We start from the raw sequence: 24,492 nt of genomic DNA on the forward strand, positions 1-24,492 counted from the left end.
GGAAAATGAAAGGTGCTGTCTTTACAGGGTTAGCTGAATTTGTTGAAAAGCACTATTCGTTAACCGATTGGTTAGAAGCCATAGATGCTTGCGAGCTTCCGTCTAACGGCGAGTTTTTAGCGACTGAAATTTACGATGATGATGAGTTTTTCCAAATAGCCGGAGCACTGTCTAAACAGTTAAATACTCCTGCACCAGACCTTTACAGGGCGTTTGGTAAGTATTTCTTTGAAACCTTGTTGTCATTAACGATCAAACATGTTGAGCATATCGATGAACTGTTTGAATTTATTCGTGCAGTTGACTCAATTATTCACACTGAAGTGCAAAAAGCAGATCCGTTAGCTTACACACCAACGCTTTTGTATGATCAACCAAGTGATGACGCCTTGGTGGTTCGTTATATGTCGAAACGTAAAATGTGTCACTTTGCTGAAGGACTTATTTTAGGTGCTGCTGAACACTTCAATCAAAAAGTAGAGCTTTGTCAAAATCAATGTATGCTCGAGGGAGATGAACATTGTCTGATACGCATTCAGAAACAATAAGTGACTATCAACGCAAGATCGAGCTATTAGAAAAAGCCTTAATTCGCGAACGAAATACTAAGAAAAAGCTCGAAGTTAAACTTGACGAAAAAGCCAACCAAAGGCTAGCTGAAAATAAAGATTTTTTAAAAGCATTCGAAGAAGCCCAGTCTCGTCAAATTCAACTGCAATTCTTGGGAATTTTGAATAAAGACATCATCTCAGATAAAAAACCTGAAGAGATGTTTGACTCTTATAGCCGTGGCTTACAAAAACTATTGGAAAACTGCCCGGTCCTTCTAGGAACCTTAACAAAGGACAGCTGGCAGTTAATGACACTTGGTGGGCCAGATGAAGATTGGAAGCTCATCAAGCCGTCTGAAGGCCTCTCGACAACATTATATAGCGTCCTAGAGTACGAGCCACAGCAATGGCACCGTAAAGAACTAGATAGTCCTTCGACGTTTAATCAGCTGTTAAGAAACAATACACTCTTGTTTTACATTATCGAATTATCAAGTTCACAAAAGCGCGTAATTTTCCTTGATATTAATCACTACTGCTACAGTGAAGATTTTAAAAAAACGTTAAAGGTATCAGGGCAAAATTTTTCAACTGCGATAAAAAAACGCATGACAGAAATTGAGTTATCCTACAATAACCAAAAACTAAAACACACGTTAGCTACGCTAGAAAAAACCCAAAAGCAATTAGCGCATACCGATAAAATGGCGTCATTAGGACAACTCTCTGCCGGGATAGCACATGAAATTAATAACCCTATTGGTTATGTCACCAGCAACTTAGATGTGTTAAAGGATTACCTCCAGATATACGAAGACGCATTTGCAAAACTTGCCAAAAATACCGATAACAGCCACGTGCTAGCTCAAAGCGAACTCAGCTTTACTCGAGAGGATACTCCCGCATTAATTGATGCCTGTAAAAATGGGGTTGAACGTGTCGCAGCAATCGTCAATAGTTTAAAAACGTTTTCTCGTAAAGAACAAACTGACTTTGGTGATACCCAGATTAATGATGTTATTAAATCTGCGATAGAAATGGTTTGGAACCAAATGAAATACGAACATCAACTTGAAGTTCAGTTGCTTGATGAGTTACCACCAATTTATGGCAACTTCGGCCAACTTCAACAAGTTTTTGTCAATTTGTTCGTGAATGCTTCCCATGCGATGACAGAAAAAGGTCAATTGACAGTAACGAGTAACCTAGTTGGTGATGCAGTGGAAGTTACAGTAACGGATACAGGGTGTGGTATCGAACCTAAAAATCTTAAGCGTCTCTTTGAGCCTTTTTACACCACGAAAGACGAAAGCTCAGGAACTGGACTTGGCTTAAGTGTCTCTTATGCGATTATTGAGAAACACAATGCCAATATCTCCGTCAACTCTACCCTTGATATTGGAACAACCTTTACACTAAGATTCCCTACCTAACGAAGCACATAATAATAACAAGGACACTAATGAATTTACGCTCAATTATCGCGACTTTGGCTTTAACTATTCCCTCGTTATCGCACGCAGATGACTTAACCAAGTTAGCTGATTGGATGACAGGCTCATTCAACAGTAAAGCACAATCGATAAGTAACGAAAGCTACTACAATATCAACCTTGAAATGGCTCAAATTTGGCCGGACAGTAAAGAGGCTATTTGGTTATACGTTGAACAAGCCGTTGCAACCAGCCTCGATAAGCCTTACCGTCAGCGGATATACAAGCTTGAGCAACAAGGCGACAAATACATTAGCACCGTTTACTCATTACCAAATCCAAGTGCCGTGGTTGGTGCTTGGCAACATTTGGAGAAGCTCGAAGGGCTAACACCTGATTCTCTCTTAATAAGAAAGGGTTGCCATATCAATATCACGCATGAAAAAACCACAGACACGTATACCGGTTCAACAGACGAAAAACACTGTTCGAGCAAATTACGTGGGGCGAGCTATGCAACATCTCATGTTGAGATAAAGTCAGATGTATTAACAAGCTGGGATCAAGGTTTCGACGAAGCTGACAAACAGGTTTGGGGTGCAATTCAAGGTCCTTATATTTTTGATAAAGTAAAAAACTACTCGGTGAAGTAACCTAAGATTAGATAAGTAAAAAGCGCTCTTGTGAGCGCTTTTTTTGGTTATTGATAAGTCTTATAACTTAGCCGTGATGTTATCCGGCTTATATATATGAAATATCGAGTGACGGCTTGTCGTTAATGACTGCTGACGTGGGTTTCTAAATGAAATCGCAACTTCTACATCATCACCGCTAAAGTCAGATTTTTTATCGCAATAGAAAATTGCGCTAATTGGGTATAATCCCATCTCTAAATCTACATTACCTGTAAAAATCTGCTTTTGTTCATACTTTGTGACCACGTGTAACTGATGGTCGATTACACGCTTACGGTTAATATCAATTCGAGCATAGCATGAACCAATTTGACTCATCGCATCACTTTTGGTTTGCGTTTTTGTGCCTTTCAGGTAAAACGCTACTGCTACTTGTAATCGGCCTGGTTTGTGGCTCGGAAATAATCCATTCAGGCGATACATGCTCGAGTCAGAATCAGCGATTCCATATCTTTTATGACTCGATAGTGTGAAACGAGTTTCGTTCATTACAAACGAACCAATGTCATTCGCATGGAAGATCTGTTCTTTTCTATCAGGTACCGGATAGACTCGCGTGATCCAACCTGGGTATAAGTCAGCATTTTCAACGGCTTTCGCCAACACTTCATTGCTTTCGACATGGTAAGGGTTCAACGTTCTCAAGATTTCTAACTCATTAAGTTGAGCATTAATGACAACCTTTTGCTCTCTTAAGTCATCTTGTAACAAGGTTGTTTTGTACCATAGTTGTAAACTAACGCCTGTAGAGACAACGATAAATACCAAAATAACAACAAACTTAATAATGCTCTCTTTTAATGAGGCTTTTCTTTTGTAGCGTTCTTTTCTGTAGTATGCACTCATAATCCTACCCTCACACTTACATTTATTAACTCACATTTCGTGTTGAAACTGATGTTGCAAATTGCTAGCCAAAGATAAAAACCCAAACAAAACAACACCTTAAATATTTTCCAATGTATTTTTGAGCAAGATGCATTGCAAAATGCAACAAATAATCATGCAAACTGCAACTCAGCCGAAACGCTAAAAACATAAATTACTGATTTTATTTACTTTTAACGAATTGGCTTGGCTATTGCGATAGCTAAAACAACGTAAATCGGTGAGAGCTGGAGGTTGTAATGAAGTCTCTTATTTCATCTAGTGTGTTGGCAGTCTCTTTACTGGCTGTACCCAAGGCATTAGCAGTGACACCAGTAGATATAGAACTATCACTTTTAGTTGATATCTCTGGCAGTATCAGCAGTTCGGAATACGATATGCAAATGCTTGGCTACCAAGCTGCATTTGAGAGCGACCGTCTGCAAAATGCAATAATCAACGGAACGGAAGGTCAAATAGCAGTTCAATTGATCATGTGGTCCGGTAGTTCGCAACAGCAAGTGATGATCGATTGGAGTCTGATAAATTCGGCTCAGTCTGCAGATGACTTTGCACAAGACATCAGTGGTTTAGCAAGACCATTTTCTGGTTGGACGGCTATAGGTAGTGCTATCGATTTCGCTGCCCCTTTATTTGACAGCAACGAATACGAAGGATTCGAGCAAATTATCGATATCTCGGGCGACGGCACTAACAATTCAGGTCGTTCGGTATCTGCAGCTTCAAACGATGCAATAGCGAACGGTATAGATACGATTAACGGCATTGTCATAACACAACGCCAGTCGGTAGTTGATCAATACACGACACAAGTGATCAACGGCGACAGCCCATTTTTATTAGCAACAACAAATTTTCAAGACTTTCAGCAAGCCATTGAGAATAAGATTGTTGCAGAGATTGAAGGCAGTAGACCTGCTGGCGCGATAACAGTACCTGCCCCAGGTACAAACGTATTATTTATCATTGCGTTAATTTGTATTTTTGGCTCAAGAGTACTTGCTAAGGAGAACACTCATGAAACAGTTTAATCGTTCGTTAACAAGTTTAGTTATGGTCGCATTAAGTGGTTTTGCGACAGTTCATGCACAAGATTACAACCTAGATTTTGGTCTTGTTTTACATAATGACATTGGTGAGCCAGTTGGTTTCGAGAAAACGAAAGAAATCCCACTAACCTACAATGGCGAGCCGGCACTTTATGGTTTGGTCGTAACTAACGAAGAGAATACGCCTTTCACACTAAGTTCAGTCCATATTTTACCGGGAAACCAAGGTGAAGCGCCGCGCAAATTAATGGGGAAACCTATGTATATACAAAAGCGAGGAGCTGTATTTTTGAGAACAGACATCGATGATGTCGTGGGTGTATATCAAATGGAAATCTATTTAGACAATGTGCTTTACAAAACGATAACGTATCAAATTACCAATCCGTCTATCGAGTTAGCACAAATGCGTTAACCTCACCGTGAGACAAGGATGTCACCCTTTCAGAAACAAAAAAGGCAGGTTACCCTGCCTTTTTACACGCAATCTAAAATGACAAGTTATCTAAAATGTCATCATCTACAACATTAGCAAGTGTCACTCGAAGCTTAGGCGTTCTCTCCATTTCACGTTTTATCGCAAAATTAGCTTCTTCATTACGTGCCCAACTACGACGCGCAATACCATTATTAACATCAAACATTAACATTGACTTCAACCGACGTTTGGCATCATCAGAACCGTCAAGTAGCATACCAAAGCCACCATTGGTTACTTCGCCCCAGCCAACACCGCCGCCATTATGAATAGAAACCCACGTAGCACCACGGAAACTATCACCAATAACGTTATGAATCGCCATATCTGCAGTAAAACGACTACCATCATAAATGTTCGATGTTTCACGGAATGGTGAATCTGTACCACTAACATCATGATGGTCTCGACCAAGTACAACAGGGCCAATTTCACCGCGTTTAATCGCATCATTAAACGCGTTAGCTATTTCGATACGACCTTGTGCATCAGCATATAAAATACGAGCTTGTGAACCAACAACTAGCTTGTTTTGCTTAGCATCGTTGATCCACGTAATGTTATCTTGCATTTGTTGCTGAATTTCTTCAGGCGATTCCGCCATAATCTTATTCAGAACAGCTGCAGCAATCGCGTCAGTTTTGTCTAAGTCTTCCGGTTTACCTGATGTACATACCCAACGGAATGGACCAAAGCCGTAATCAAAACACATAGGACCAAGGATATCTTGAACATATGACGGATATTTAAAATCAATACCGTTCTCAGCCATTACATCACCACCAGCGCGTGATGCTTCTAATAAGAAGGCATTACCGTAGTCAAAGAAATAAGTACCACGAGCAGTGTGTTTGTTAACTGCATCTGCATGGCGCTTTAATGTTTCTTGTACTTTAACTTTGAATGCTTCCGGCTCTTCACGAATAAGTCTATTTGACTCTTCATAACTAATACCAACCGAGTAGTAACCGCCTGACCACGGATTATGAAGCGACGTTTGGTCAGAGCCTAAATGAACAAAAATCTCTTGTTCATAGAAGGTTTCCCAAACATCAACAACGTTGCCGATAAAGGCGATAGAAACGACCTCTTCATTCGCTTGGGCTTGCTTAACACGACTTACTAAATCATCCATGTTATCAATAAGCTCATCAACCCAACCTTGCTCGTGACGTTTTGTCGCGGCAGCTGGATTAACTTCAGCACAAACCGTAATACAGTTAGCGATATTACCTGCTTTAGGTTGCGCACCACTCATTCCACCTAAACCAGCAGTTAAGAAGATTTTGCCTTTAGGACTTTCACCTTTTTCTAATACCTTACGGAATGCGTTCATTACCGTAATTGTCGTACCATGAACAATACCTTGTGGCCCAATGTACATGAATGAACCCGCCGTCATTTGACCATATTGCGTAACACCTAAGGCATTAAACTTTTCCCAATCATCTGGCTTAGAGTAATTCGGGATCATCATACCGTTAGTTACTACAACACGAGGTGCATCTTTTGATGACGGGAATAAACCCATAGGGTGACCAGAGTAGATGTGTAACGTTTGGTCTTCCGCCATCTCGCTTAAATATTTCATGGCTAATAAATACTGTGCCCAGTTTTGGAATACAGCACCGTTACCACCATAAGTGATTAACTCTTCTGGGTGTTGTGCAACAGCGGGATCTAGGTTGTTATCAATCATCAGCATGATTGCTGCCGCTTGCTGGCATTTAGCTGGATAGTCATTTACGCTGCGCGCTTTTAGCTCATAATTTGGCTTAAAACGGTACATGTAGATACGACCGAAATCCTTTAACTCTTGTGCGAACTCAGCCGCTAACTCTTTGTGCCATGCTTTTGGAAAGTAACGTAAAGCATTACGAACCGCTAATTGCTTTTCATCATTCGTTAAAATGTCTTTGCGCTTCGGCGCGCGGTTCAGGCCTTCAAGGTATGGCTTAGCTGGTGGTAACTCAGTAGGAATACCTTGTTTAATTTGATCTTCGAAATTCATATTCCTCTCCTAATGTGCTGTTACGTTAAAGGCTTGTGATTTAACAAGCTCAACCATGGCATCAATGTCAGGCTTTAATAATCTATCTTCTTCAAGTTTGGCAACCTTCGTTCTGATTAAAGCGAAGTTTTCTTCGATAATTTCTGAACAAACGTTAGGACGTCTAAATTCGATGGCTTGCGCTGCGTACATTAATTCAATTGCGAAAATCTTATCTAAGTTACCTAAAACTTGGTTTAGTTTACGACCAGAAATACTACCCATAGATACGTGATCTTCTTGTCCCATTGACGTTGGTACACTGTCTGCTGACGGAGGGAAACAAAGCGCTTTGTTTTCTGTCACTAATGCCGCAGTTGCGTATTGTGGGATCATCATGCCTGAGTTTAAGCCGCCAGATGTTGTTAATAAGCGTGGTAAACCGTGTAAACCTTCAAGAAGCAAGTAACAACGTCTATCAGAGATATTACCTAATTCTGCCGCGGCGATTGTCGCGTAATCAAGCACCATAGCTAATGGTTGACCATGGAAGCTACCGCCTGAAATCGCTTCTTCAGAGCTGATAACAATTGGGTTATCGGTTACTGAGTTCATCTCAATTTCAGCAAGTTCTTTTAAATGGTAATAAGCATTCCGAGATGCACCGTGTACTTGCGGAATACAACGCAATGAATATGGATCTTGTACGCGATCACATTCTTCATGGTCTGCCATGTTTTGCGAATCTTTGAAGAAGTAACGCATTCTGCTCGCTACTTCTAAATTACCTATAAACGCTCGGGTGTTGTGCAGTTCAGCTCTAAATGGTGACTCACTACCTTGCATACCTTCGATACTCATTGCACCTGCTAAATCAGCTAGATCGAGTAAATAACGCATTTTGGTTAATGCAGTAATGGCATGAGATAAAATAAATTGCGTACCATTGATTAACGCTAAGCCTTCTTTAGCATGCAATTCAAGTGGTGCTAAATTGTTGTCGGCTAACACTTGAGCTGCTGGTACATTTTTACCGTCCAACCAAAACTCGCCTTCACCAATTAAAGGTAGAAATAAATGAGATAAAGGTGCTAAATCACCAGATGCACCTACAGAGCCTTGCTCTGGTACAACTGGGATTAAATCCAGTTCGATAAACGCTAACATGCGTTCAACGACTTCTAAACGAATCCCTGAAAAACCCTGACTTAATGCGTGCACTTTCGTGATTAGCATTAATTTAGAAATAGATTTTGCAATCGGCTCACCGACACCAACAGCGTGGGTGATCAACAAGTTCTTTTGCAATAAATGAGTTTCTTCAGGTGAAATTTGTGTATCACACAAAGGGCCAAAGCCAGTATTAATACCGTAAACAGCCTCATTTGAGTTGGCCATTTTCTCAACATTTTGACGACTGTTGTTAATCTGTTCTTTGGCAGCTTGAGCTAACTCTGCAGTAATAGTGCCGTTGGCAATGCCGTTTACAGTGTCAAGATCAAGACGATCGATACCATATTTAAACGTCACGATATTCTCCTAAATTTTCTTTAAAACGTAAGATGACCACCTAAGCGATACTTATCACCCGGCGAAGTCAAAATAGCGAAACTAACGACACCGGCTGATGACCAAGTGCGTCGTTTTACTTGTAAGCACGGTTGATGACTTGAAATAGCCAACAACTGATTAATTTGTGATGTAGCAATAATAGCTTCTATTTCGTGAGTTGCTTCCGTTAACGGTGCTACATTTGATAGATATTCATGTGGGGTCGTTTGATTATAGTCTTGTGCCAAATAGTTAGGCACAAGTTTGGCATTGACATAACGCTGTTCAAGTTGAATAGGTTGACCATTTTCAAAGTGCAATATTTCACTATAAAACACTTTATTTTCTGGTTTCAACCCGAACAGGGGTAACAACGAATCAGGCAGAGTAACTTCAACTAACTGAATGAGATCAGCTTGATACTGATGGCCTCTGTCACGAATTTCATCTGCGATGTTTTTAATCTCTAGTAGTGATGACTGCGATTTAAAACTTGCAACAAAACTGCCGACACTTTGTGTGCGAAACAACACATTTTCGTCTGTTAATTCTTGCAAAGCCCTTCTTGCAGTCATTCGACTAACACTAAATAGCTCTGACAATTCGTTTTCAGATGGGACTTTGTGATTAGCTGGCCACTCGCCACTTTCTATCTTCTTAAAAATGTATTGTTTAATTTCAACAAACTTAGGTACTGACATAATGATTTAGACAACCCACTTGTATATACAATCAATATTAAGCTAGAGTTTGGCACAAAAAACTTGTATATACAAGCCAATGTTTGGGGACTTTTTGGGGCTATTCGATCGGCTTATTCATCTCCTCGCCCCTAAAATTAACATTTTATTTACATTATTGTGTTTTGCCCAATAAATGGTAAATTAAGTTCGAATATTAAAGCGTTAATCAATGGACAAATAAAAACATTAAGGGATTAAAATGATTAAATTTTTCACTACATACGCAAACTTTTTCCTCTACGCCATCGCCGGTTTCTTCTTCGCAAGGTGGACGAGAACACTTTTAGTTGAAGGTGACTTTGAATTAACCTCTATGATGTATTTTATCTGTGCGTTGATGCTTGCGTATCGCTTTTCTGACAAGTTTGAGCGTAGAAATAATCTCGACGAACTTATCAAGCGCAAAGAAGACTCGCTAGTTATTCGTTCGGTTCACCCATTCCCGATCATTACATTGCACCAAGCTAAATCCATTGAAATTGAGCGGATTTCGAAAGTCGCAATTAGCGATAACTGGCTATCTATCATTATCGATGGCAATGGTAATGGGTTTGACTTTCAGTTAGCTGATAGCAAAGAAAATATAGAATCACACCTTAAAAACTTAATGGTTGATCACAATACCGCTCAGGTAGATTTTCAATTTGTTTAAGCTGTGCCATAAACATCAATAAACGAGGTAGTTCAAATTGGCAAATATCGTAATATTTGGAAACTCTGGCGCAGGTAAGTCTACGCTTGCTAAACGCTTAGCAGACTCCCATCAGCTAGCTCATCTTGATTTAGACACTATTGCTTGGCTACCGACATCACCGCCTCAACGAATGTCGCTTGACCAGTCTAGTGTTACTATTAATGAGTTTGTTAAAGGTCACAAAAATTGGGTAATTGAAGGGTGTTATAGTGATTTACTCTCTATAGTTCTGCCATACGCAAGTGAAATTATTTTTTTAAACTTACCGATAGCTGATTGCATTAGCAATGCCAAGAAAAGACCATGGGAGCCTCACAAGTACGCCAGCAAAGCGGAACAAGACGCCAATCTAGCCATGCTAATTGATTGGATTGCTCAATATACTGAGCGACAAGATACATTCTCCTATCACGCACATAGAGCCTTGTTTGATGAATTTGTTGGCGACAAAAAAGAAATAACTAGCAATCGCTAGTATCTTTGGTCGAGATTATTTTTAAAGTTAATAAAAAAGGCGATGTGTGGATAACACATCGCCTTTTTTCATATAAATCAATAATGACTAAGGCATCATTTGTTCTTGATCTGCACCTTCTTTCTCTACAACTTCTGGGATTAAGTCTTCTTTCGAAACACCTAATGTTAGCGCAAGCGAGCTTGCGATGTAGATAGAAGAATATGTACCAATTACAACACCGAATAATAACGCTGTTGAGAAACCGTGAATTAATTCACCACCTTTAAAGAATAACGCTAACAATACTAAGATTGTTGTTATTGAAGTGATAAATGTACGACCCAACGTTTGCGTCAATGAGATATTGATAATTTGCTCGGTTTCTTCATCGCGAATTTTACGGAAGTTTTCACGGATACGGTCAGATACAACAATCGTATCGTTCAGTGAGTAACCGATAACCGCAAGCAACGCCGCTAGTACAGTTAAATCAAACTGTAAACCTAAAACCGAGAATAAACCTAAGGTCAGTAATACATCGTGAAATAGTGCGACAACAGAGCCAATAGCAAATCGCCATTCGAATCGAAATGATACGTATACTAAGATACAAATTAGTACCGTTAGCATCGCTAAACCACCCTGCTCTGCTAAATCTTCACCAACACTTGCACCAACGAATTCAATGCGTCGCATATCAATACTTTGGCCTGTGCCTTCTTTGAGTACAGCAAGAACTTGGTCACCTAATGTTTCAGGTTTAACATCGTCACGTACACCTAAACGAATAACAACATCTTTCGAGCTACCATACAATTGCACAACAGCGTCGTCGTAGCCATTCTGGTCCAATACGCTACGCAACTGGTTCAAATCAGCTGGTTGTTCAAAGCCTACTTCAATTAACGTACCGCCAGTAAAGTCCAAACCCAAATTAAGCTTGTTCGTTGCTAAAGAAACGGCACAAAGGATCATCACCAAAACACTTAGCATAAGTGCAGGCTTTCGAAGTCGCATAAAGTCGATAGGTTTATCTACATTAATAATTTGCATAATAAAGTCCCTCGCCCTTAAATCGGAAGCTTTTCAAGGCGACGACCGCCCCAAACCGCATTAACAATAGTACGTGTGAGTAAAATAGCTGTGAACATCGAAGTAATAATACCGATTGATAATGTTACTGCGAAACCTTTAATAGGACCTGTACCAACAGCGTATAAAACAAACGCAGCAATCAATGTGGTAATGTTCGCATCTAGGATGGTTGAGTATGCAGCATCATAACCTTGATGAATCGCTTGTTGCACTGATTTACCCGCACGAAGCTCTTCGCGTATACGCTCAAATATAAGTACATTGGCGTCAACCGCCATACCTACGGTCAGTACGATACCCGCCATACCCGGTAACGTTAATGTAGCGCCAGGTATCATCGACATAATACCAATAATCATTATTAGGTTAACGGTAAGTGCCATATCAGCAACAAGACCAAATGCTCGGTAGTAAATCACCATGAAAACAACAACAGCCGCTAAACCAATGATGATAGCTTGTAAGCCCAGTTGTACGTTTTCAGCACCCAATGATGGACCTACGGTACGCTCTTCAACAATTTGAATAGGCGCAATCAATGCACCTGCGCGAAGTAATAAGGCTAAATCATGCGCTTCTTGCTGAGAACCAGCACCCGTAATACGGAAACTCTTACCTAAACGTGCTTGAATTGTTGGTGCTGAAATAACTTCTTCAACTTTCTCAAAGATAGTATTGCCGTCTTTATCAACACGATTTGTTGGCTTGTATTCAATAAATACAACCGCCATTGGCTTGCCAATGTTATTTTTAGTTGCATTCGAGAACTTGCTACCACCTGGTGAATCAAGGGTAATGTTTACCTGTGGGCGTGAATATTCGTCAAAGCCAGATTTTGCATCAACAATATGATCACCCGTTAACATAACACGCTTTTTCAATAAGATAGGACGGTTGTTATCACGTTGATTTAATAGCTGTGAACTAGCTGGCACGCGACCATTTAACGCGGCGTTTAAGTCACCTTCAGTGTCTACCATTCTAAATTCAATGGTTGCTGTCGCATTTAAGATTTTCTTAGCTTGGGCCGTATCTTGAATACCAGGTAATTCGATAACAATATGTTTTTGACCTTGACGCTGAACTAATGGCTCAGCTACACCGATTTCATTTACACGATTACGAATAATCGTGATGTTTTGTTGAAGTGCATAATCACGAGTTTCTTTAAGCTTTTGCTCAGTCATATTAGCAAGAAGCGTTAGCTCATCACTGTTTTCAACAAACGTTAAATCACGGTACTGGCGAGAAAGAAAAGTCTCTGCGGCGTCTAAGTCTTCAGCGTTACGTAATTTAATCTCGATGCCGTTGTCAGTGCGTTTCACACCGCGGTAACGGATTTTTTCATTACGTAAGTCAGAACGAAAGTCACCTACCATTGAGTTTTCAGCTTTTAAAATGGCTTCGTTCATGTTGACTTCCATTAAGAAGCTAACACCACCACTTAAATCCAAACCCAACTTCATTGGTGTGCCACCAATTGACTGCAACCACTCAGGGGCAGCTGGCGTAAGGTTTAACGCTACTGAGAATTCTTGACCAATTTTTTCATCAAGCAAATCACGTGCTTTTAACTGAGCTTCTGTATTTTCAAAACGAACTAAAATTTGATCGTTTTCAAGCTCAGCACGCATAAACGTGATGTTGTTTTCATTTAAAGTGCTTTCAACTGTTGTCATCGTCGTTTCGTTAGCTACGTAGCCACGTAAACCAGAAATTTGCACTGCTGGGTCTTCACCATATAAGTTTGGTAAAGCATATAGCGCGCTTATGGCAACAATGAAAAGTACTAGCAAGGTTTTCCATACTGGATTCTTGTTTAACACAATTTCATCCTAAATCTATCTTTGAAAAAGCAAAAAGCCGCGAGGAACGCGGCTATTTGATTATAAGTTTTTCATTGTACCTTTTGGTAATACAGCAGATACAGCTGCTTTTTGTACTGTTACTTCAGTACCTTCCGCAATCGCAATTACAATGAAGTCTTTTTCGTCAGAAACTTTTGCGATTTTACCTACTAGGCCACCTTGTGTTAACACTTCGTCACCTTTGCCAAGTGCAGACATAAGGCTCTTGTGCTCTTTTACACGCTTAGCTTGTGGGCGGTAAATCATGAAATAAAACACTAAACCAAAAACAAGTAACATGATTAACATGTCCATACCTGCACCCGGTGCTGGCGCTGCTGCGGCATGTGCTTTACTGATAAATAAGTCCATAGTTTCCTCTTTTTATACTTCTATATTAAATTTAAATTACTCTGATTCCTGGCCAGCTAATGGCGGCACAGGCAATCCACGCAAGGCGTAAAATTCTTCAACAAATTCGTCCAATTTACCTTGCTCAATAGCATCACGCAAACCTTTCATAACACGTTGATAAAAACGTAAGTTATGAATCGTATTTAACTGAGAACCTAAAATCTCATTACACTTGTCCAAATGATGTAAATATGCACGCGAATAGTTCTTACACGTGTAGCAATCACATTCAGGATCCAATGGGCCCGTATCCGTTTTATGACGTGCATTACGAATTTTGACTATGCCGTCTGTTACAAACAAGTGACCATTGCGTGCATTACGTGTCGGCATTACGCAGTCGAACATATCAATACCACGACGTACGCCTTCAACTAAATCCTCAGGCTTCCCTACTCCCATTAAGTATCTGGGCTTATTTTCAGGAATCAAGGGGGTGGTGTGATCTAAAATGCGGATCATGTCTTCTTTTGGTTCACCGACAGATAAACCACCGATTGCATAACCGTCAAATTCAATGGACTTTAAGCCTTTTACCGAGATTTCACGAAGATCTTCATACATGCCACCTTGAACGATACCAAATAGCGCATTTGGATTACCCTCGTGTGCATCTTTAGAACGCTGTGCCCAACGAAGTGAAAGTTCCATTGAATCTTTTGCTTCTTGGTGTGTCGCAGGGTATGGCGTACATTCATCAAAAATCATTACGATGTCTGAGCCAAGCTTACGTTGCACTTCCATCGAACGCTCAGGAGTAAGCATAATTTTCTCGCCGTTAACAGGCGAACTAAACTTCACCCCCTCTTCGGTGATTTTTCGCATTTTACCTAAGCTAAATACTTGGAACCCACCAGAATCCGTGAGGATTGGTTTGTCCCAGTTAATAAAGTCATGCAAGTCGCCATGTTGTTCGATAATGTCGGTACCAGGGCGAAGCATTAAGTGGAAGGTATTACCAAGAATAATCTCAGCGCCAATATCTTCAACTTCTTCGGTTTTCATTCCTTTAACAGTGCCGTAAGTTCCTACTGGCATAAATGCAGGAGTTTCTACGGTCCCACGATCAAAAGTTAATCGACCACGACGTGCCTTGCCGTCGGTTTTCAATAATTCGTATTTCATGTTTATTCCTTAACCTACCAGCGAAACAGGCTGATGGTTTGTAAAGTAAATAAAGTATAGCGCGATCTATAACGAAGATTTACGCGTTAAAAACATAGCATCGCCATAGCTAAAGAAACGATATTCTTGTGCTACAGCCTCTTTGTAAGCAGCCATGATATGCTCGTAGCCAGCAAAAGCGCTGACTAACATAAGTAAGGTAGATTCCGATAAGTGGAAGTTGGTAATTAAGCCATCTACAAGCTGCCACTGGTAACCTGGAGTAATAAAAATACTCGTATCTTGGTAGTATGGTTTTAACTCAGTATCGGCTTCTTTCGCTGCCATAGCAGCACTCTCGAGCGAGCGAACAGATGTCGTTCCAACGGCAATAATTCTACCACCACGAGCCTTTGTATTGTTAATTTGTTGTACGACTTCTTCGCTAACTTCAACATACTCAGCATGCATAACGTGATCTTTCACGTCATCCACTTTAACGGTCTGGAATGTGCCGGCACCAACGTGCAATGTAACGAATGCGAGTTCGACACCTTTCGCTTTAATTTGCTCTAATAGCTCATCATCGAAGTGAAGACCAGCAGTCGGCGCAGCAACAGCACCTGGTTTTTCATTGTAAACGGTTTGATAACGCTCTTTATCACTGTCTTCATCAGGGCGATCAATATATGGCGGAAGCGGCATGTGACCAATGCGTTCTAAAATATTTAAGACATTTTCATCGCCGGAAAATTTCAACTCAAATAGCGCATCGTGTCGAGCGACCATTGTTGCATTGACTTCACCTTCTAGAATGATCTCACTGCCAGGCTTTGGTGATTTGCTGCATCGTATATGAGCTAGAACACTATGCTCATCTAAAATACGTTCAACTAAAACTTCCAGCTTTCCTCCTGAAGCTTTTTGGCCAAACATACGAGCAGGGATCACGCGAGTATTGTTAAACACAAGTAAGTCACCAGCTTGCAGATGCTCAAGAATATCTGGGAAATGTTGATGAGATATTTCACCATTGTTACCGTCTAATGCCATTAAGCGGCTAGCAGTTCTCTGTGCTTTAGGGTAACGAGCAATTAGGTGTTCAGGTAATTCAAATGAAAAATCGGCTACACGCATGGTTTTATCTGGTTTTTTGACAAGTGAAAATCGTGCGCTAGTCTAGTGTTAGCCATGGAGAATATCAAGATAAAAGTGTGACTTTTCGCAGTTAATATGTTGCTTAGAAAAAAGACATTATACACTGTAGCGATAAACTTAGCTTATGATAACCATTCACCAAATAACTTTTCGCCTCGCCGAGCAGTTTTATAGGCTTGAATCTAGAGCGTTTTGCTCTTTGTTTAAACTAACAATATTGAGTCGTTATGAATAATTTAGCCTATGCCATTGCCAAGACCATTTTAAATGGCTTTGAACGCCATATCTTCCTTTTCACTGAAATAACTCGCAGTGCTAAACAACGTTTTGAACAATGTCAGTGGCAAGACGTCCACCAAGCAGCAAAAAAGCGTACCGACTTTTATGATATTCGCGTAAAAGAAACCTTAACAACACTCAAACATGATTTTGAAATAGAAGCGCTAGACTGTGAACTTTGGCAAGGAGTTAAGCAATCCTATGTTGACCTATTATCGTCTCACCCTCAACCTGACTTAGCTGAGAGTTTCTACAACTCTATCTTTTGCCATCTATTCGAACGCAAATACTACTTTAACGACTACATATTTGTTAAAACGACGGCCAATGAGAGTAAACCTGTAGCAAAAGCACAGTTATACACGCGCTATTTTCCTGCTGAAAAAGGTTTAAAACAGACAATTTCAGATATTCTGACCAAACCGGGTTTTGATATCCCATACGAAGATCTCGAACGAGATGTCGATATTCTAGTCGATCGCTTTTATCAACAGTCTGCAAAAACACGATTTACGCCAAAAGAAATGTCCTTCGATATTCTAGATTTTGTTTTTTATCGCAATAAAGGCGCCTACGTCATTGGTAAAGTAAATTCGCCTGCAGGTGAAACGCCATTTATTGTTGCACTAATTAACAATGAACGCGGTGGTTTAGTACTCGATGCTATGCTAAGCGAAAGTGAAGAAATGGCGGTTGTTTTTGGTTTTGCTCGCGCTTACTTCTTTGTCGATTGCCAGCATCCGTTTGCGTTAGTTGAATTTTTACAAAAGTTAATTCCTCACAAAACAAAAGCAGAGTTGTATTCTGCCATTGGCTATCACAAACAAGGTAAGACCCAGTTTTACCGTGACTTCTTAAATCACCTATCAAATAGTGATGATGACTTAATCTTGGCGCCAGGTATCAAAGGTATGGTCATGTCGGTGTTTACACTACCCTCATACCCTTACGTGTTTAAAATAATAAAAGACAAATTCTCGCCTTCGAAAAACGTCACTAAAGCAGAAGTTAAAGATAAATACCGACTTGTTAAACTTCACGATCGTGTTGGGCGAATGGCAGATACAATGGAATACTCCGAAGTTGCCTTTCCAAAGTCACGTTTTAGCCAAGAATTGCTGGATGAGCTTTTAAAAGTCGCCCCATCACTAATTCGCTTTGAAGACGGCCTGGTGGTGATTCAGCATATGTACATTGAGCGCCGAATGACACCGTTAAACCTATTTCTAGCTGACGCAACGGAGGAAGAACAAGAAGATGCGCTCTTCGGGTATGGTCAAGCGATTAAACAACTGATTGCCGCAGATATATTTCCTGGTGATATGTTGCTGAAAAACTTTGGCGTAACTCGTCATGGTCGAGTAATTTTCTATGATTACGATGAAATCACCTACATGGATGAAGTTAACTTTAGAACGAAACCTGTGCCAAAAACTGAAGAACAAATATATGCGTCAGAGCCATGGTACACGGTAAATCCCGGCGATGTTTTTCCTGAAGAGCTGGCCGTGTTTGCGTTAGCAAACCCCAAATACCGAGAGCTATTTAACAAACATCATGAAGATTTGCTTTCAGCCCCATACTGGCAGCAAGCTCAAAAAAATGTTGCTGATGGGGTAATTGAAGATGTTTTTCCGTATCCAAGTGACATCCGTTTTTGTCAATATTACGGATGTTAGCTAAATCTAAGCTAAGAATTAGCCAATATGTTTAGAAATTAAGCGAACGGTAAAAATTAGTAAATTTACTCTTTACCTTTTAAAAAGCATACGTATAATGCTCGCTTGTTGCAGGGGTATAGTTCCAATTGGTAGAACAGCGGTCTCCAAAACCGACGGTTGGGAGTTCGAATCTCTCTACCCCTGCCAATTCTTCCCTCTATTTATTTCCAAATTTTTCCGCTAGTATACAAATTCATTTTTTGACGCAGCAATACTATGGCTCTTACGCAAAGACAATATGACCAACTCAATGAGATTGGAATTTCACTTTGGCAAAATAGATCTGCATCCACCACTGAATCTGATACAGCAGTAACAATAAAGTTGACCAACGAAGACTTTTTGCAATTACTCGACTCTCAGCTTTTTCAAGATATATTGTTGGCATTATCGATCACACCAGATCAAATTAGTCTGCTTGCGGGTCATTTGGACCTTGGGTTATTGAACTGGCACATGGCTGATGTTGAATCATGTGAAATGACGGCTTCACAACTTACAACGCCAACGCTTGATAAATTATCGAAGTCGCCACAACTAAAACAACAACTCTGGCAACTCATTAGCAAGACCTCGTCATGAACCTGTCTTTTAAACCTGTGACTCAGCAATGTGTTGAAACATTGATGCCAATCGAGAATGCCTGCCACAGCCACCCTTGGAATGAAAAATTATTGAGAAGCTGTATTGGCGGACGATATTTCGGCTTTTCTGCTACGTTAAACAATCAAATCGTCGGTTTTTATATTGCTGATAATATCGTCGGCGAAACAACGCTTATGGATATTTGTGTCACCCCAACTCATCAGGGTAAAGGTTACGGTAAAGCGCTGCTAAAGCACTATATTAATCATGCGGCTTCACTCGATTGTGTAACGTCTTTCTTAGAAGTACGTGCCAGTAATATAAGTGCGCAAATGTTATATATTACATTAGGTTATGTTGAAACGGGACGAAGGACAGGATATTACCCAAAGGAAATTGGTTACGAAGATGCAATAGTTATGAGAAAAGACCTCAAGAGCTGATTAATTTGCGATAAATTAGCAAAAAAACACTTGCCAACCATCTGATAAATATTACTATTCACATTCTTTTAATACCCTATTAATAAGTTAAACATTTTTTTAGCTAAACCAGCTCGCAGGATTTGTTAAAATTAAATTAGTTTGACATTACCTTTTGTGAATCGCCCATGACAAATTTATCCATCAAGAACAAAATTTTTGTTTCGTTAATCAGCCTTGTGCTGGTGACGGCATTATTAGTTGGTGCATTCAGTCAATTAACTGCTCGCTCGGTAATTGAAGATCGAATGCTAAACAATGAAATACCATCTACCATTCAAAACATTGGTGCGCAAGTCAATACGGAAATTGGTGAAATGTCAGCAATAGCTAAACATATTGCTACTGATAATTTCATTCTAGACTGGAACGCTAACGGTCGCAGCAAACAAGGTGAACAACTGCTTATTCGTAAGCTTCAAAAAACGGCACAAGATTTCGACTTAAGTGCGGCGTCATTTGCAGATCGCCCTTCTGCTATGTATTGGAATCAAGATGGTTTTCTTCGAAAATTAAATAATGACAATATCGATGGCTGGTTCTATGCCTATCGCGATAGCGGCCTAGAGACCAGTGCGAGCTTATATCACTACCCTGATTCCGCGAAAATTGATGTATTCATTAATTACCAACAAGTCAATGGTGCGGGACTATCGGGTATCGCAAAATCATTTGAAGATATGGCTAGCTCACTGGCAAGTTTTAAAATTGAAGAAACAGGCTTTGTATACTTGGTTGATGGCCAAGGAACTATTCAACTTCACAAAAATAAATCATTGGTTGGTAAATCAATCAATGACATTTATCCTGTCAACACGCAAAGTCTATTAAGACAGTCAAATTACAATCTATCAGAAGCCTTACTAGAAGATGGACTTGTTGTTGCCTCAAGTCATGTGCCAAGTGCAAACTGGTATGTCATTGCAGAAGTCCCAAGAGCAGAAATTTTTCATGCGATAGACCAATCACGCACACAAATTATGATCTCAGTATTTATTATTGTATTGATTGCTGCTTTCATCGCCTTTTTCATCACCAAGAGTATTACCTTACCTATCGCACGACTTGCTAATATGTTCAAAGAGATGGGTGAAGGCCAGGCAGATATCTCCTACCGCTTGCCGGAATCAGGACAAGAAGAGATGGTTGCCGTTGCAAAAGGTTACAACCAGTTTGTTAGTAAACTAGAAGCTGTTTTCGTTAACATTGCACAAAACAGTCAACGACTGCGTGAGATAGCAATTAAACTCAACACCGATGCACACACAAGTATTTCCGGCTCTATCGCAAATGACGAGAATACGCAGCACATATCAACAGCATTAAGCCAAATAGGGGAAACCGTCTCTGAAATTGCTGAAAACGCCCTACAAGCCTCAGATATTGCCAATAACATTCAAGCAAATGAATCGAACGTTCAACAGGTCATTGAACAAACAGGGACAGACATTGCCGCCCTTGCTGAAAAAATTAATGACATATCTGCAGTAATAGAATCGCTGACAGCAAATACGGAAACAATTGGAACCGCATTAGGGGTTATAGAAACCATTTCAGCACAAACAAACTTATTGGCGTTGAACGCTGCTATCGAGGCAGCTCGTGCAGGTGAACATGGTCGTGGTTTCTCGGTTGTAGCAGATGAAGTGCGAAACTTGGCGGCGCAAACAGCAAACTCGACAACTGAAATCCAAGCAATAATGGAAACATTACAGACCTCTTCTGCGTCAGTTGCAAGTGAAATCACAGGCATTATCGAACAATCGAAAAACACGTCTGACTCTATTGATCAAGCACGCCAAAACTTAGCAATGTCAGTTGAATTAACCCACAAGATAACTGATACATCCCATGTTGTAGCGACGGCGACAGAACAGCAGTCTATTACGTTAACCGACATTAACTCTAACATGGAAGGAATGACATCAACGGCTGTTGAAAATAGAGAAATGGTTCAGCATATCGCTGATGAAGCAGAAACTCTTAAGGAGCTTTCACAAGATCTCGATGGTCTCATTGCACAGTTTAGTAAAAAATAGCTAACGAAGATGACAAACAGGGAGCCAGCGGCTCCCTTTCTCGTTACAACTAATAACAATCATTTACCAAGAAGGTACAGAAATAGAAAGGTCAACTTTTTATCATAAGTTACAGCAGGCTAAGGAGTTAATGATGCAAGCAGTAACTAGTGAATATTCAAATTTGGTAAACAGCAATCACGCTGAAAGTGCTCGTAGAATAGCAGAGCAAGCCATCGCTCAATTGGCAGAATTAACGCCAAACACAATATCACAATGTGCAGCACTACTTGCCGAGCAACTCAATGCTGTTGCACCTCAACCAAAGCATGTTACTGACTACGTGTTAAGTCATGATGAATTAGTATGTATTTCAGAGCTGTTTCAGCAAGCAAATTAGATGGGAAATAAAACGGAGCAAACTCACATAAAGTTCAACTCAAAAGAGAATCGAGAAAACTTTACATGAGTTTGATTTAAGGGAAGTTTTTCTTAGTGAGCTGTTTTTTGACTATTCGTCACTTTAATTTGCTCAACCTGTTTAAATGACGTTTGTGACTTTGGCCCTAGTAGAAAGTCTAGTTGCACCAATGAGTTTTTCATACCTGCTTTAGATGGTTTATATTTCCACTGACGTAAAGCAATTTTCGCACTCTTGTCGAACACTTTTTTCGGTGTTGCCTTAATCACAGATACGTTTTCAACATCACCTTTCGGTGTAATATCAAATTTCAAGACAACAGAGCCTTCTAACTTCTTATCGACCGCTTTTTGCGGGTAAACAGGTTCAATGCGTTTTACCGGCATTACTTCTGAACCACCGGCTTTAGTCATTTTAGCACCGCTACCTGCAAAACTCATTGCAGATAGGCTCATCATTAACACTGCCATTACTGCTAGTGAAGCAATCATAGAACCTTTAGGGTTGTTTTTAATAAAATGTATACGTTCAAACATCACGTCTTTATCTCCATATTCTTTAAAGGACAATTGGGCAAAGCCTACAGGCACAGTTAGCTGGGCTGCGACTACTAATGCTTTGCTGTAGTTGATCCTGCTAGTGGTGTGTTTGCGCGCCAACACAATTTCATCACAGGAAAGTTCTTGGTCACGGCGATAATAGCGAAACGCTAACCATGCCAATGGATGGAACCACATTAGCGCTAATAAGATTAGCGCAAACGCATTCCACACTAAGTCATTTCGTTGAAAATGACAGAGTTCATGTTCAAGGATCAGCGCCTGCTGTTCCTTCGAATAATGTTGCTCGAAGTCTTCTGGGATCACTAGTGTTGGTTTAATGAGTCCCACTAGCATTGGACTAAAAACGTCTTCACTTGCTCGATAACGAAGTCCCTTTACATCGCTAGTTAATGGTGTTTCAGTCAATTGGCGCCAATTCTTTGTTTGCTTAACAAGCAAATAATGATTAACCATTAAATAACCGAAAAATACACAAAAACCGGTAAGCCACAAATATAAAGCGATATCGTAAACCGAATACCGAGTCATTTGCTCATTAGCAATAACTAACATTTTCGCCATTTGAGCGGAGGTTTCCGATGGAATAAACCAATTAGGTATCGACAATAACGGCAATGCGAGCGTAAAAGGAATAAATAGATACAAACGATAATATGTTTGACTTCCTATGTACGGTAATAAAGTTTTCCGAGATAAGATCAACATGCCAGCGATAACAGTAAATGGCACAAGTACCTCTAATAGCCAATCAATCATTTTCTTGCTCCCATGATTTAATGAGTGCCTTTAATGTTTCAACATCTTCTTTTTCGAGCTGGTTTTGCTTAGCAAACCCAGCGACAAGTGGCGATAACTTACCACTAAAGAGTCGTTGAACTAATGATTGGCTTTCTTGCTGCTGATAGCTCTCACGCTCTATCAATGGAAAATAAAGGTAGCGACGTTGCTCTTTTTCAAACCCCAGCGCTTCTTTTTTTACCAGACGATTTAACAAAGTTTTTACTGTTTTTTCATGCCACTGACGATCTGTATTTAACCGTTCAACAATTTCAACAGCACTTATAGGGTTCTTTTGCCAAATGACCTCAAGAACTTCATACTCAGCTTTACTTATTTCGACCATAACTTTAACTATTACAAATGTAATCCTTAATTAAAGATTACACTTGTAATCATCTAAGTCAAGCTTAAATTATGATCTAAAACGAAAGAATTGTTTGGAGATTGAACGCTAACCTTTTCCCTGTTGCTTTTTGCGCTCATACATTTGCTTGTCAGCATCTTCTATTAACGCTTCAATTGAACCATGGGCCGATTGAACATAACTCACGACTCCATGAGAAAATTCAATGTCGTAAGGTTTACCGCTATTTTTATTGAATTCATCTAAGGTCTGTTGAAACCGTTTAATTGTGCGGTGAGTTTGATGAATATTTGCCCCCGTAAAAAGCACAGCAAACTCATCTCCTCCCAACCGCGCCAAAACATCTGACTCTCGCAGTTCTTTTGACAATAAAAAACTAAACGCAATTAACACGTCATCGCCTTCTTTATGCCCGTAGGTGTCATTGATTGCTTTGAACTTATCTAGATCAAAATACACCAAGGATAAATCTACGTTCATCCTGCGACACATTTGGAAGCTAAATTCAGATAACGTATTGAATCCTCGTCGATTTGTAATGCCGGTGAGCTCGTCTAGCGTTGATACTTGAACAGCTTCTAATTCGCGTTCAGCCATGACCGCCAAATCTTCAAAGTCACGCATATCTTCCTTGTCAAAGACACGCGGTTTATCGTCTATGATGCAGAAAGTACCGAGCTTCATTCCATTAATACCTTTGAGTGGGTATCCTGCATAAAATCTAATATTGGGTTCACCCGCTACCAGAGGATTATCAAAAAACCTGTTATCTTTAGTGGCGTCCTCAACAACCAAGCACTCCGACGATAAAATTGCATGGCCACAAAATGAAACACCCCTATCAGTTTCTTGCACAGGTAAACCAAAACACGATTTAAACCATTGACGATTATCATCAACTAAACTAACAAGTGCGATAGGCACATCAAACAGTCGTTTCGCCATACGCGTTAACCGATCAAAACGCTCTTCTGGTTCAGTATCAAGTATTTTCAGTGCATGTAATGTTTGCAAACGCTCTAGTTCATTTTCTAGATATTCAGGTTTGAGCAATGTGCCTCCTTAAACCACCTAACGCAGCTCTTCACCGGTGAGGGCCGTCAAGTTTCATCTTTGTTTAAGTATAGAATAA

Annotated in this window: 24 protein-coding genes and 1 tRNA gene; 13 read left to right on the forward strand and 12 right to left on the reverse strand. The window is 40.1% G+C overall.

What is annotated here, in order from left to right:
* Positions 1-5: 5 nt before the first annotated feature.
* The 3 genes from QQK05_RS05950 to QQK05_RS05960 are packed head-to-tail and all read left to right on the forward strand — an operon-like array spanning position 6 to position 2,637.
* Positions 6-548, forward strand: coding sequence for a heme NO-binding domain-containing protein (locus QQK05_RS05950; RefSeq protein ID WP_284296636.1), 543 nt, complete (start codon positions 6-8; stop codon positions 546-548).
* Positions 521-1,984, forward strand: coding sequence for a sensor histidine kinase (locus QQK05_RS05955; protein WP_284296637.1), 1,464 nt, complete (start codon positions 521-523; stop codon positions 1,982-1,984). Before QQK05_RS05950 ends, QQK05_RS05955 begins: the two co-directional genes overlap by 28 nt.
* A 29-nt stretch (positions 1,985-2,013) precedes the next feature.
* Positions 2,014-2,637: a chromophore lyase CpcT/CpeT gene (locus QQK05_RS05960; RefSeq protein WP_284296638.1), complete on the forward strand. Its 624-nt coding sequence runs from the start codon at positions 2,014-2,016 to the stop codon at positions 2,635-2,637.
* 60 nt (positions 2,638-2,697) lie between these two features.
* Here QQK05_RS05960 and QQK05_RS05965 read toward each other — a convergent pair whose 3' ends face one another.
* Positions 2,698-3,525: a hypothetical protein gene (locus QQK05_RS05965; RefSeq protein ID WP_284296640.1), complete on the reverse strand. Its 828-nt coding sequence runs from the start codon at positions 3,523-3,525 to the stop codon at positions 2,698-2,700.
* A 281-nt stretch (positions 3,526-3,806) separates the two neighbouring features.
* Between QQK05_RS05965 and QQK05_RS05970 the strand changes: the two genes are divergently transcribed.
* Together QQK05_RS05970 and QQK05_RS05975 are read left to right on the forward strand one after the other, a co-directional pair.
* Positions 3,807-4,598: a DUF1194 domain-containing protein gene (locus tag QQK05_RS05970; RefSeq protein WP_284296641.1), complete on the forward strand. Its 792-nt coding sequence runs from the start codon at positions 3,807-3,809 to the stop codon at positions 4,596-4,598.
* Positions 4,585-5,031, forward strand: a complete 447-nt coding sequence (locus QQK05_RS05975) for a hypothetical protein (protein WP_284296642.1) — start codon at positions 4,585-4,587, stop codon at positions 5,029-5,031. The genes QQK05_RS05970 and QQK05_RS05975 overlap by 14 nt, the downstream gene beginning before the upstream one ends.
* Before the next feature lie 73 nt (positions 5,032-5,104).
* Here the strand turns inward: QQK05_RS05975 and QQK05_RS05980 are convergent, their stop codons facing one another.
* From QQK05_RS05980 to hutC, 3 genes are read right to left on the reverse strand one after another with little or no spacing between them, the layout of a single operon-like run.
* The gene (locus tag QQK05_RS05980; protein ID WP_284296643.1) at positions 5,105-7,105 is read right to left on the reverse strand and encodes a urocanate hydratase; all 2,001 of its coding nucleotides are present in this window, start codon (positions 7,103-7,105) and stop codon (positions 5,105-5,107) included.
* A 9-nt stretch (positions 7,106-7,114) separates the two neighbouring features.
* Complete coding sequence (gene hutH / locus QQK05_RS05985) at positions 7,115-8,614, reverse strand: histidine ammonia-lyase (protein ID WP_284296644.1); 1,500 nt, start codon at positions 8,612-8,614, stop codon at positions 7,115-7,117.
* A 20-nt stretch (positions 8,615-8,634) separates the two neighbouring features.
* On the reverse strand, positions 8,635-9,336 hold the full coding sequence (hutC, locus tag QQK05_RS05990; RefSeq protein ID WP_284296645.1) for a histidine utilization repressor: 702 nt from the start codon (positions 9,334-9,336) through the stop codon (positions 8,635-8,637).
* A gap of 241 nt (positions 9,337-9,577) precedes the next feature.
* Here hutC and QQK05_RS05995 point away from each other — a divergent pair, with 241 nt between their 5' ends.
* On the forward strand, positions 9,578-10,030 hold the full coding sequence (locus QQK05_RS05995) for a hypothetical protein (protein ID WP_284296646.1): 453 nt from the start codon (positions 9,578-9,580) through the stop codon (positions 10,028-10,030).
* Positions 10,031-10,067: 37 nt separating this feature from the next.
* Positions 10,068-10,547, forward strand: a complete 480-nt coding sequence (locus QQK05_RS06000) for an AAA family ATPase (RefSeq protein WP_284296647.1) — start codon at positions 10,068-10,070, stop codon at positions 10,545-10,547.
* An 87-nt stretch (positions 10,548-10,634) separates the two neighbouring features.
* On the opposite strand, the gene secF is transcribed toward QQK05_RS06000, so the two are convergent.
* The 5 genes from secF to queA all read right to left on the reverse strand — a co-directional run bounded on the left by secF (position 10,635) and on the right by queA (position 16,126).
* Positions 10,635-11,582 (reverse strand): protein translocase subunit SecF, encoded by a 948-nt coding sequence (gene secF / locus QQK05_RS06005; RefSeq protein ID WP_284296648.1) that lies wholly within the window; start codon positions 11,580-11,582, stop codon positions 10,635-10,637.
* Between the two features lie 17 nt (positions 11,583-11,599).
* Complete coding sequence (gene secD / locus QQK05_RS06010) at positions 11,600-13,450, reverse strand: protein translocase subunit SecD (RefSeq protein WP_284296649.1); 1,851 nt, start codon at positions 13,448-13,450, stop codon at positions 11,600-11,602.
* Positions 13,451-13,510: 60 nt separating this feature from the next.
* On the reverse strand, positions 13,511-13,843 hold the full coding sequence (yajC, locus tag QQK05_RS06015) for a preprotein translocase subunit YajC (RefSeq protein WP_284296650.1): 333 nt from the start codon (positions 13,841-13,843) through the stop codon (positions 13,511-13,513).
* Positions 13,844-13,879: 36 nt separating this feature from the next.
* Positions 13,880-15,010 carry a tRNA guanosine(34) transglycosylase Tgt gene (gene tgt / locus QQK05_RS06020; RefSeq protein WP_284296651.1) on the reverse strand — a complete coding sequence of 377 codons (1,131 nt, stop codon included), beginning with the start codon at positions 15,008-15,010 and terminating at the stop codon, positions 13,880-13,882.
* Between the two features lie 66 nt (positions 15,011-15,076).
* The gene (gene queA, locus QQK05_RS06025; RefSeq protein ID WP_284296652.1) at positions 15,077-16,126 is read right to left on the reverse strand and encodes a tRNA preQ1(34) S-adenosylmethionine ribosyltransferase-isomerase QueA; all 1,050 of its coding nucleotides are present in this window, start codon (positions 16,124-16,126) and stop codon (positions 15,077-15,079) included.
* A 248-nt stretch (positions 16,127-16,374) separates the two neighbouring features.
* Between queA and aceK the strand changes: the two genes are divergently transcribed.
* The 6 genes from aceK (at position 16,375) to QQK05_RS06055 (ending at position 21,632) form a co-directional block, all read left to right on the forward strand.
* Positions 16,375-18,105 carry a bifunctional isocitrate dehydrogenase kinase/phosphatase gene (gene aceK / locus QQK05_RS06030; RefSeq protein ID WP_284296653.1) on the forward strand — a complete coding sequence of 577 codons (1,731 nt, stop codon included), beginning with the start codon at positions 16,375-16,377 and terminating at the stop codon, positions 18,103-18,105.
* 112 nt (positions 18,106-18,217) lie between these two features.
* Positions 18,218-18,294: transfer RNA gene (locus QQK05_RS06035), tRNA-Trp, on the forward strand.
* 69 nt (positions 18,295-18,363) lie between these two features.
* Positions 18,364-18,729: a DNA polymerase III subunit psi gene (locus QQK05_RS06040; protein ID WP_284296654.1), complete on the forward strand. Its 366-nt coding sequence runs from the start codon at positions 18,364-18,366 to the stop codon at positions 18,727-18,729.
* Entirely contained in the window at positions 18,726-19,175 is a 450-nt protein-coding gene (gene rimI / locus QQK05_RS06045) for a ribosomal protein S18-alanine N-acetyltransferase (protein WP_284296655.1), read from the forward strand. The genes QQK05_RS06040 and rimI overlap by 4 nt, the downstream gene beginning before the upstream one ends.
* A 167-nt stretch (positions 19,176-19,342) precedes the next feature.
* Complete coding sequence (locus QQK05_RS06050) at positions 19,343-21,253, forward strand: methyl-accepting chemotaxis protein (protein WP_284296656.1); 1,911 nt, start codon at positions 19,343-19,345, stop codon at positions 21,251-21,253.
* Positions 21,254-21,383: 130 nt separating this feature from the next.
* Positions 21,384-21,632: a hypothetical protein gene (locus tag QQK05_RS06055; protein ID WP_284296657.1), complete on the forward strand. Its 249-nt coding sequence runs from the start codon at positions 21,384-21,386 to the stop codon at positions 21,630-21,632.
* Between the two features lie 92 nt (positions 21,633-21,724).
* Here QQK05_RS06055 and QQK05_RS06060 read toward each other — a convergent pair whose 3' ends face one another.
* The 3 genes from QQK05_RS06060 to QQK05_RS06070 form a co-directional block, all read right to left on the reverse strand.
* Positions 21,725-22,972: a M56 family metallopeptidase gene (locus tag QQK05_RS06060; RefSeq protein WP_284296658.1), complete on the reverse strand. Its 1,248-nt coding sequence runs from the start codon at positions 22,970-22,972 to the stop codon at positions 21,725-21,727.
* On the reverse strand, positions 22,965-23,339 hold the full coding sequence (locus QQK05_RS06065; protein ID WP_284296659.1) for a BlaI/MecI/CopY family transcriptional regulator: 375 nt from the start codon (positions 23,337-23,339) through the stop codon (positions 22,965-22,967). The genes QQK05_RS06060 and QQK05_RS06065 overlap by 8 nt, the downstream gene beginning before the upstream one ends.
* 108 nt (positions 23,340-23,447) lie before the next feature.
* On the reverse strand, positions 23,448-24,413 hold the full coding sequence (locus tag QQK05_RS06070) for a sensor domain-containing diguanylate cyclase (protein WP_284296660.1): 966 nt from the start codon (positions 24,411-24,413) through the stop codon (positions 23,448-23,450).
* Positions 24,414-24,492 lie beyond the last annotated feature (79 nt).

Source organism: Thalassotalea loyana, from assembly GCF_030161435.1.
Classification (GTDB): Bacteria; Pseudomonadota; Gammaproteobacteria; order Enterobacterales; family Alteromonadaceae; genus Thalassotalea_G; species Thalassotalea_G loyana.

Coding starts and splice junctions, on each gene's coding strand:
- QQK05_RS05950 (WP_284296636.1), top strand. CDS start 6: ATGAAAGGTGCTGTCTTTACAGGGTTAGCTGAATTTGTTGAAAAGCAC.
- QQK05_RS05960 (WP_284296638.1), top strand. CDS start 2,014: ATGAATTTACGCTCAATTATCGCGACTTTGGCTTTAACTATTCCCTCG.
- QQK05_RS05965 (WP_284296640.1), bottom strand. CDS start 3,525: ATGAGTGCATACTACAGAAAAGAACGCTACAAAAGAAAAGCCTCATTA.
- QQK05_RS05970 (WP_284296641.1), top strand. CDS start 3,807: ATGAAGTCTCTTATTTCATCTAGTGTGTTGGCAGTCTCTTTACTGGCT.
- QQK05_RS05975 (WP_284296642.1), top strand. CDS start 4,585: ATGAAACAGTTTAATCGTTCGTTAACAAGTTTAGTTATGGTCGCATTA.
- QQK05_RS05980 (WP_284296643.1), bottom strand. CDS start 7,105: ATGAATTTCGAAGATCAAATTAAACAAGGTATTCCTACTGAGTTACCA.
- hutC (WP_284296645.1), bottom strand. CDS start 9,336: ATGTCAGTACCTAAGTTTGTTGAAATTAAACAATACATTTTTAAGAAG.
- QQK05_RS05995 (WP_284296646.1), top strand. CDS start 9,578: ATGATTAAATTTTTCACTACATACGCAAACTTTTTCCTCTACGCCATC.
- secF (WP_284296648.1), bottom strand. CDS start 11,582: ATGCAAATTATTAATGTAGATAAACCTATCGACTTTATGCGACTTCGA.
- yajC (WP_284296650.1), bottom strand. CDS start 13,843: ATGGACTTATTTATCAGTAAAGCACATGCCGCAGCAGCGCCAGCACCG.
- tgt (WP_284296651.1), bottom strand. CDS start 15,010: ATGAAATACGAATTATTGAAAACCGACGGCAAGGCACGTCGTGGTCGA.
- queA (WP_284296652.1), bottom strand. CDS start 16,126: ATGCGTGTAGCCGATTTTTCATTTGAATTACCTGAACACCTAATTGCT.
- aceK (WP_284296653.1), top strand. CDS start 16,375: ATGAATAATTTAGCCTATGCCATTGCCAAGACCATTTTAAATGGCTTT.
- QQK05_RS06040 (WP_284296654.1), top strand. CDS start 18,364: ATGGCTCTTACGCAAAGACAATATGACCAACTCAATGAGATTGGAATT.
- rimI (WP_284296655.1), top strand. CDS start 18,726: ATGAACCTGTCTTTTAAACCTGTGACTCAGCAATGTGTTGAAACATTG.
- QQK05_RS06050 (WP_284296656.1), top strand. CDS start 19,343: ATGACAAATTTATCCATCAAGAACAAAATTTTTGTTTCGTTAATCAGC.
- QQK05_RS06055 (WP_284296657.1), top strand. CDS start 21,384: ATGATGCAAGCAGTAACTAGTGAATATTCAAATTTGGTAAACAGCAAT.
- QQK05_RS06060 (WP_284296658.1), bottom strand. CDS start 22,972: ATGATTGATTGGCTATTAGAGGTACTTGTGCCATTTACTGTTATCGCT.
- QQK05_RS06065 (WP_284296659.1), bottom strand. CDS start 23,339: ATGGTCGAAATAAGTAAAGCTGAGTATGAAGTTCTTGAGGTCATTTGG.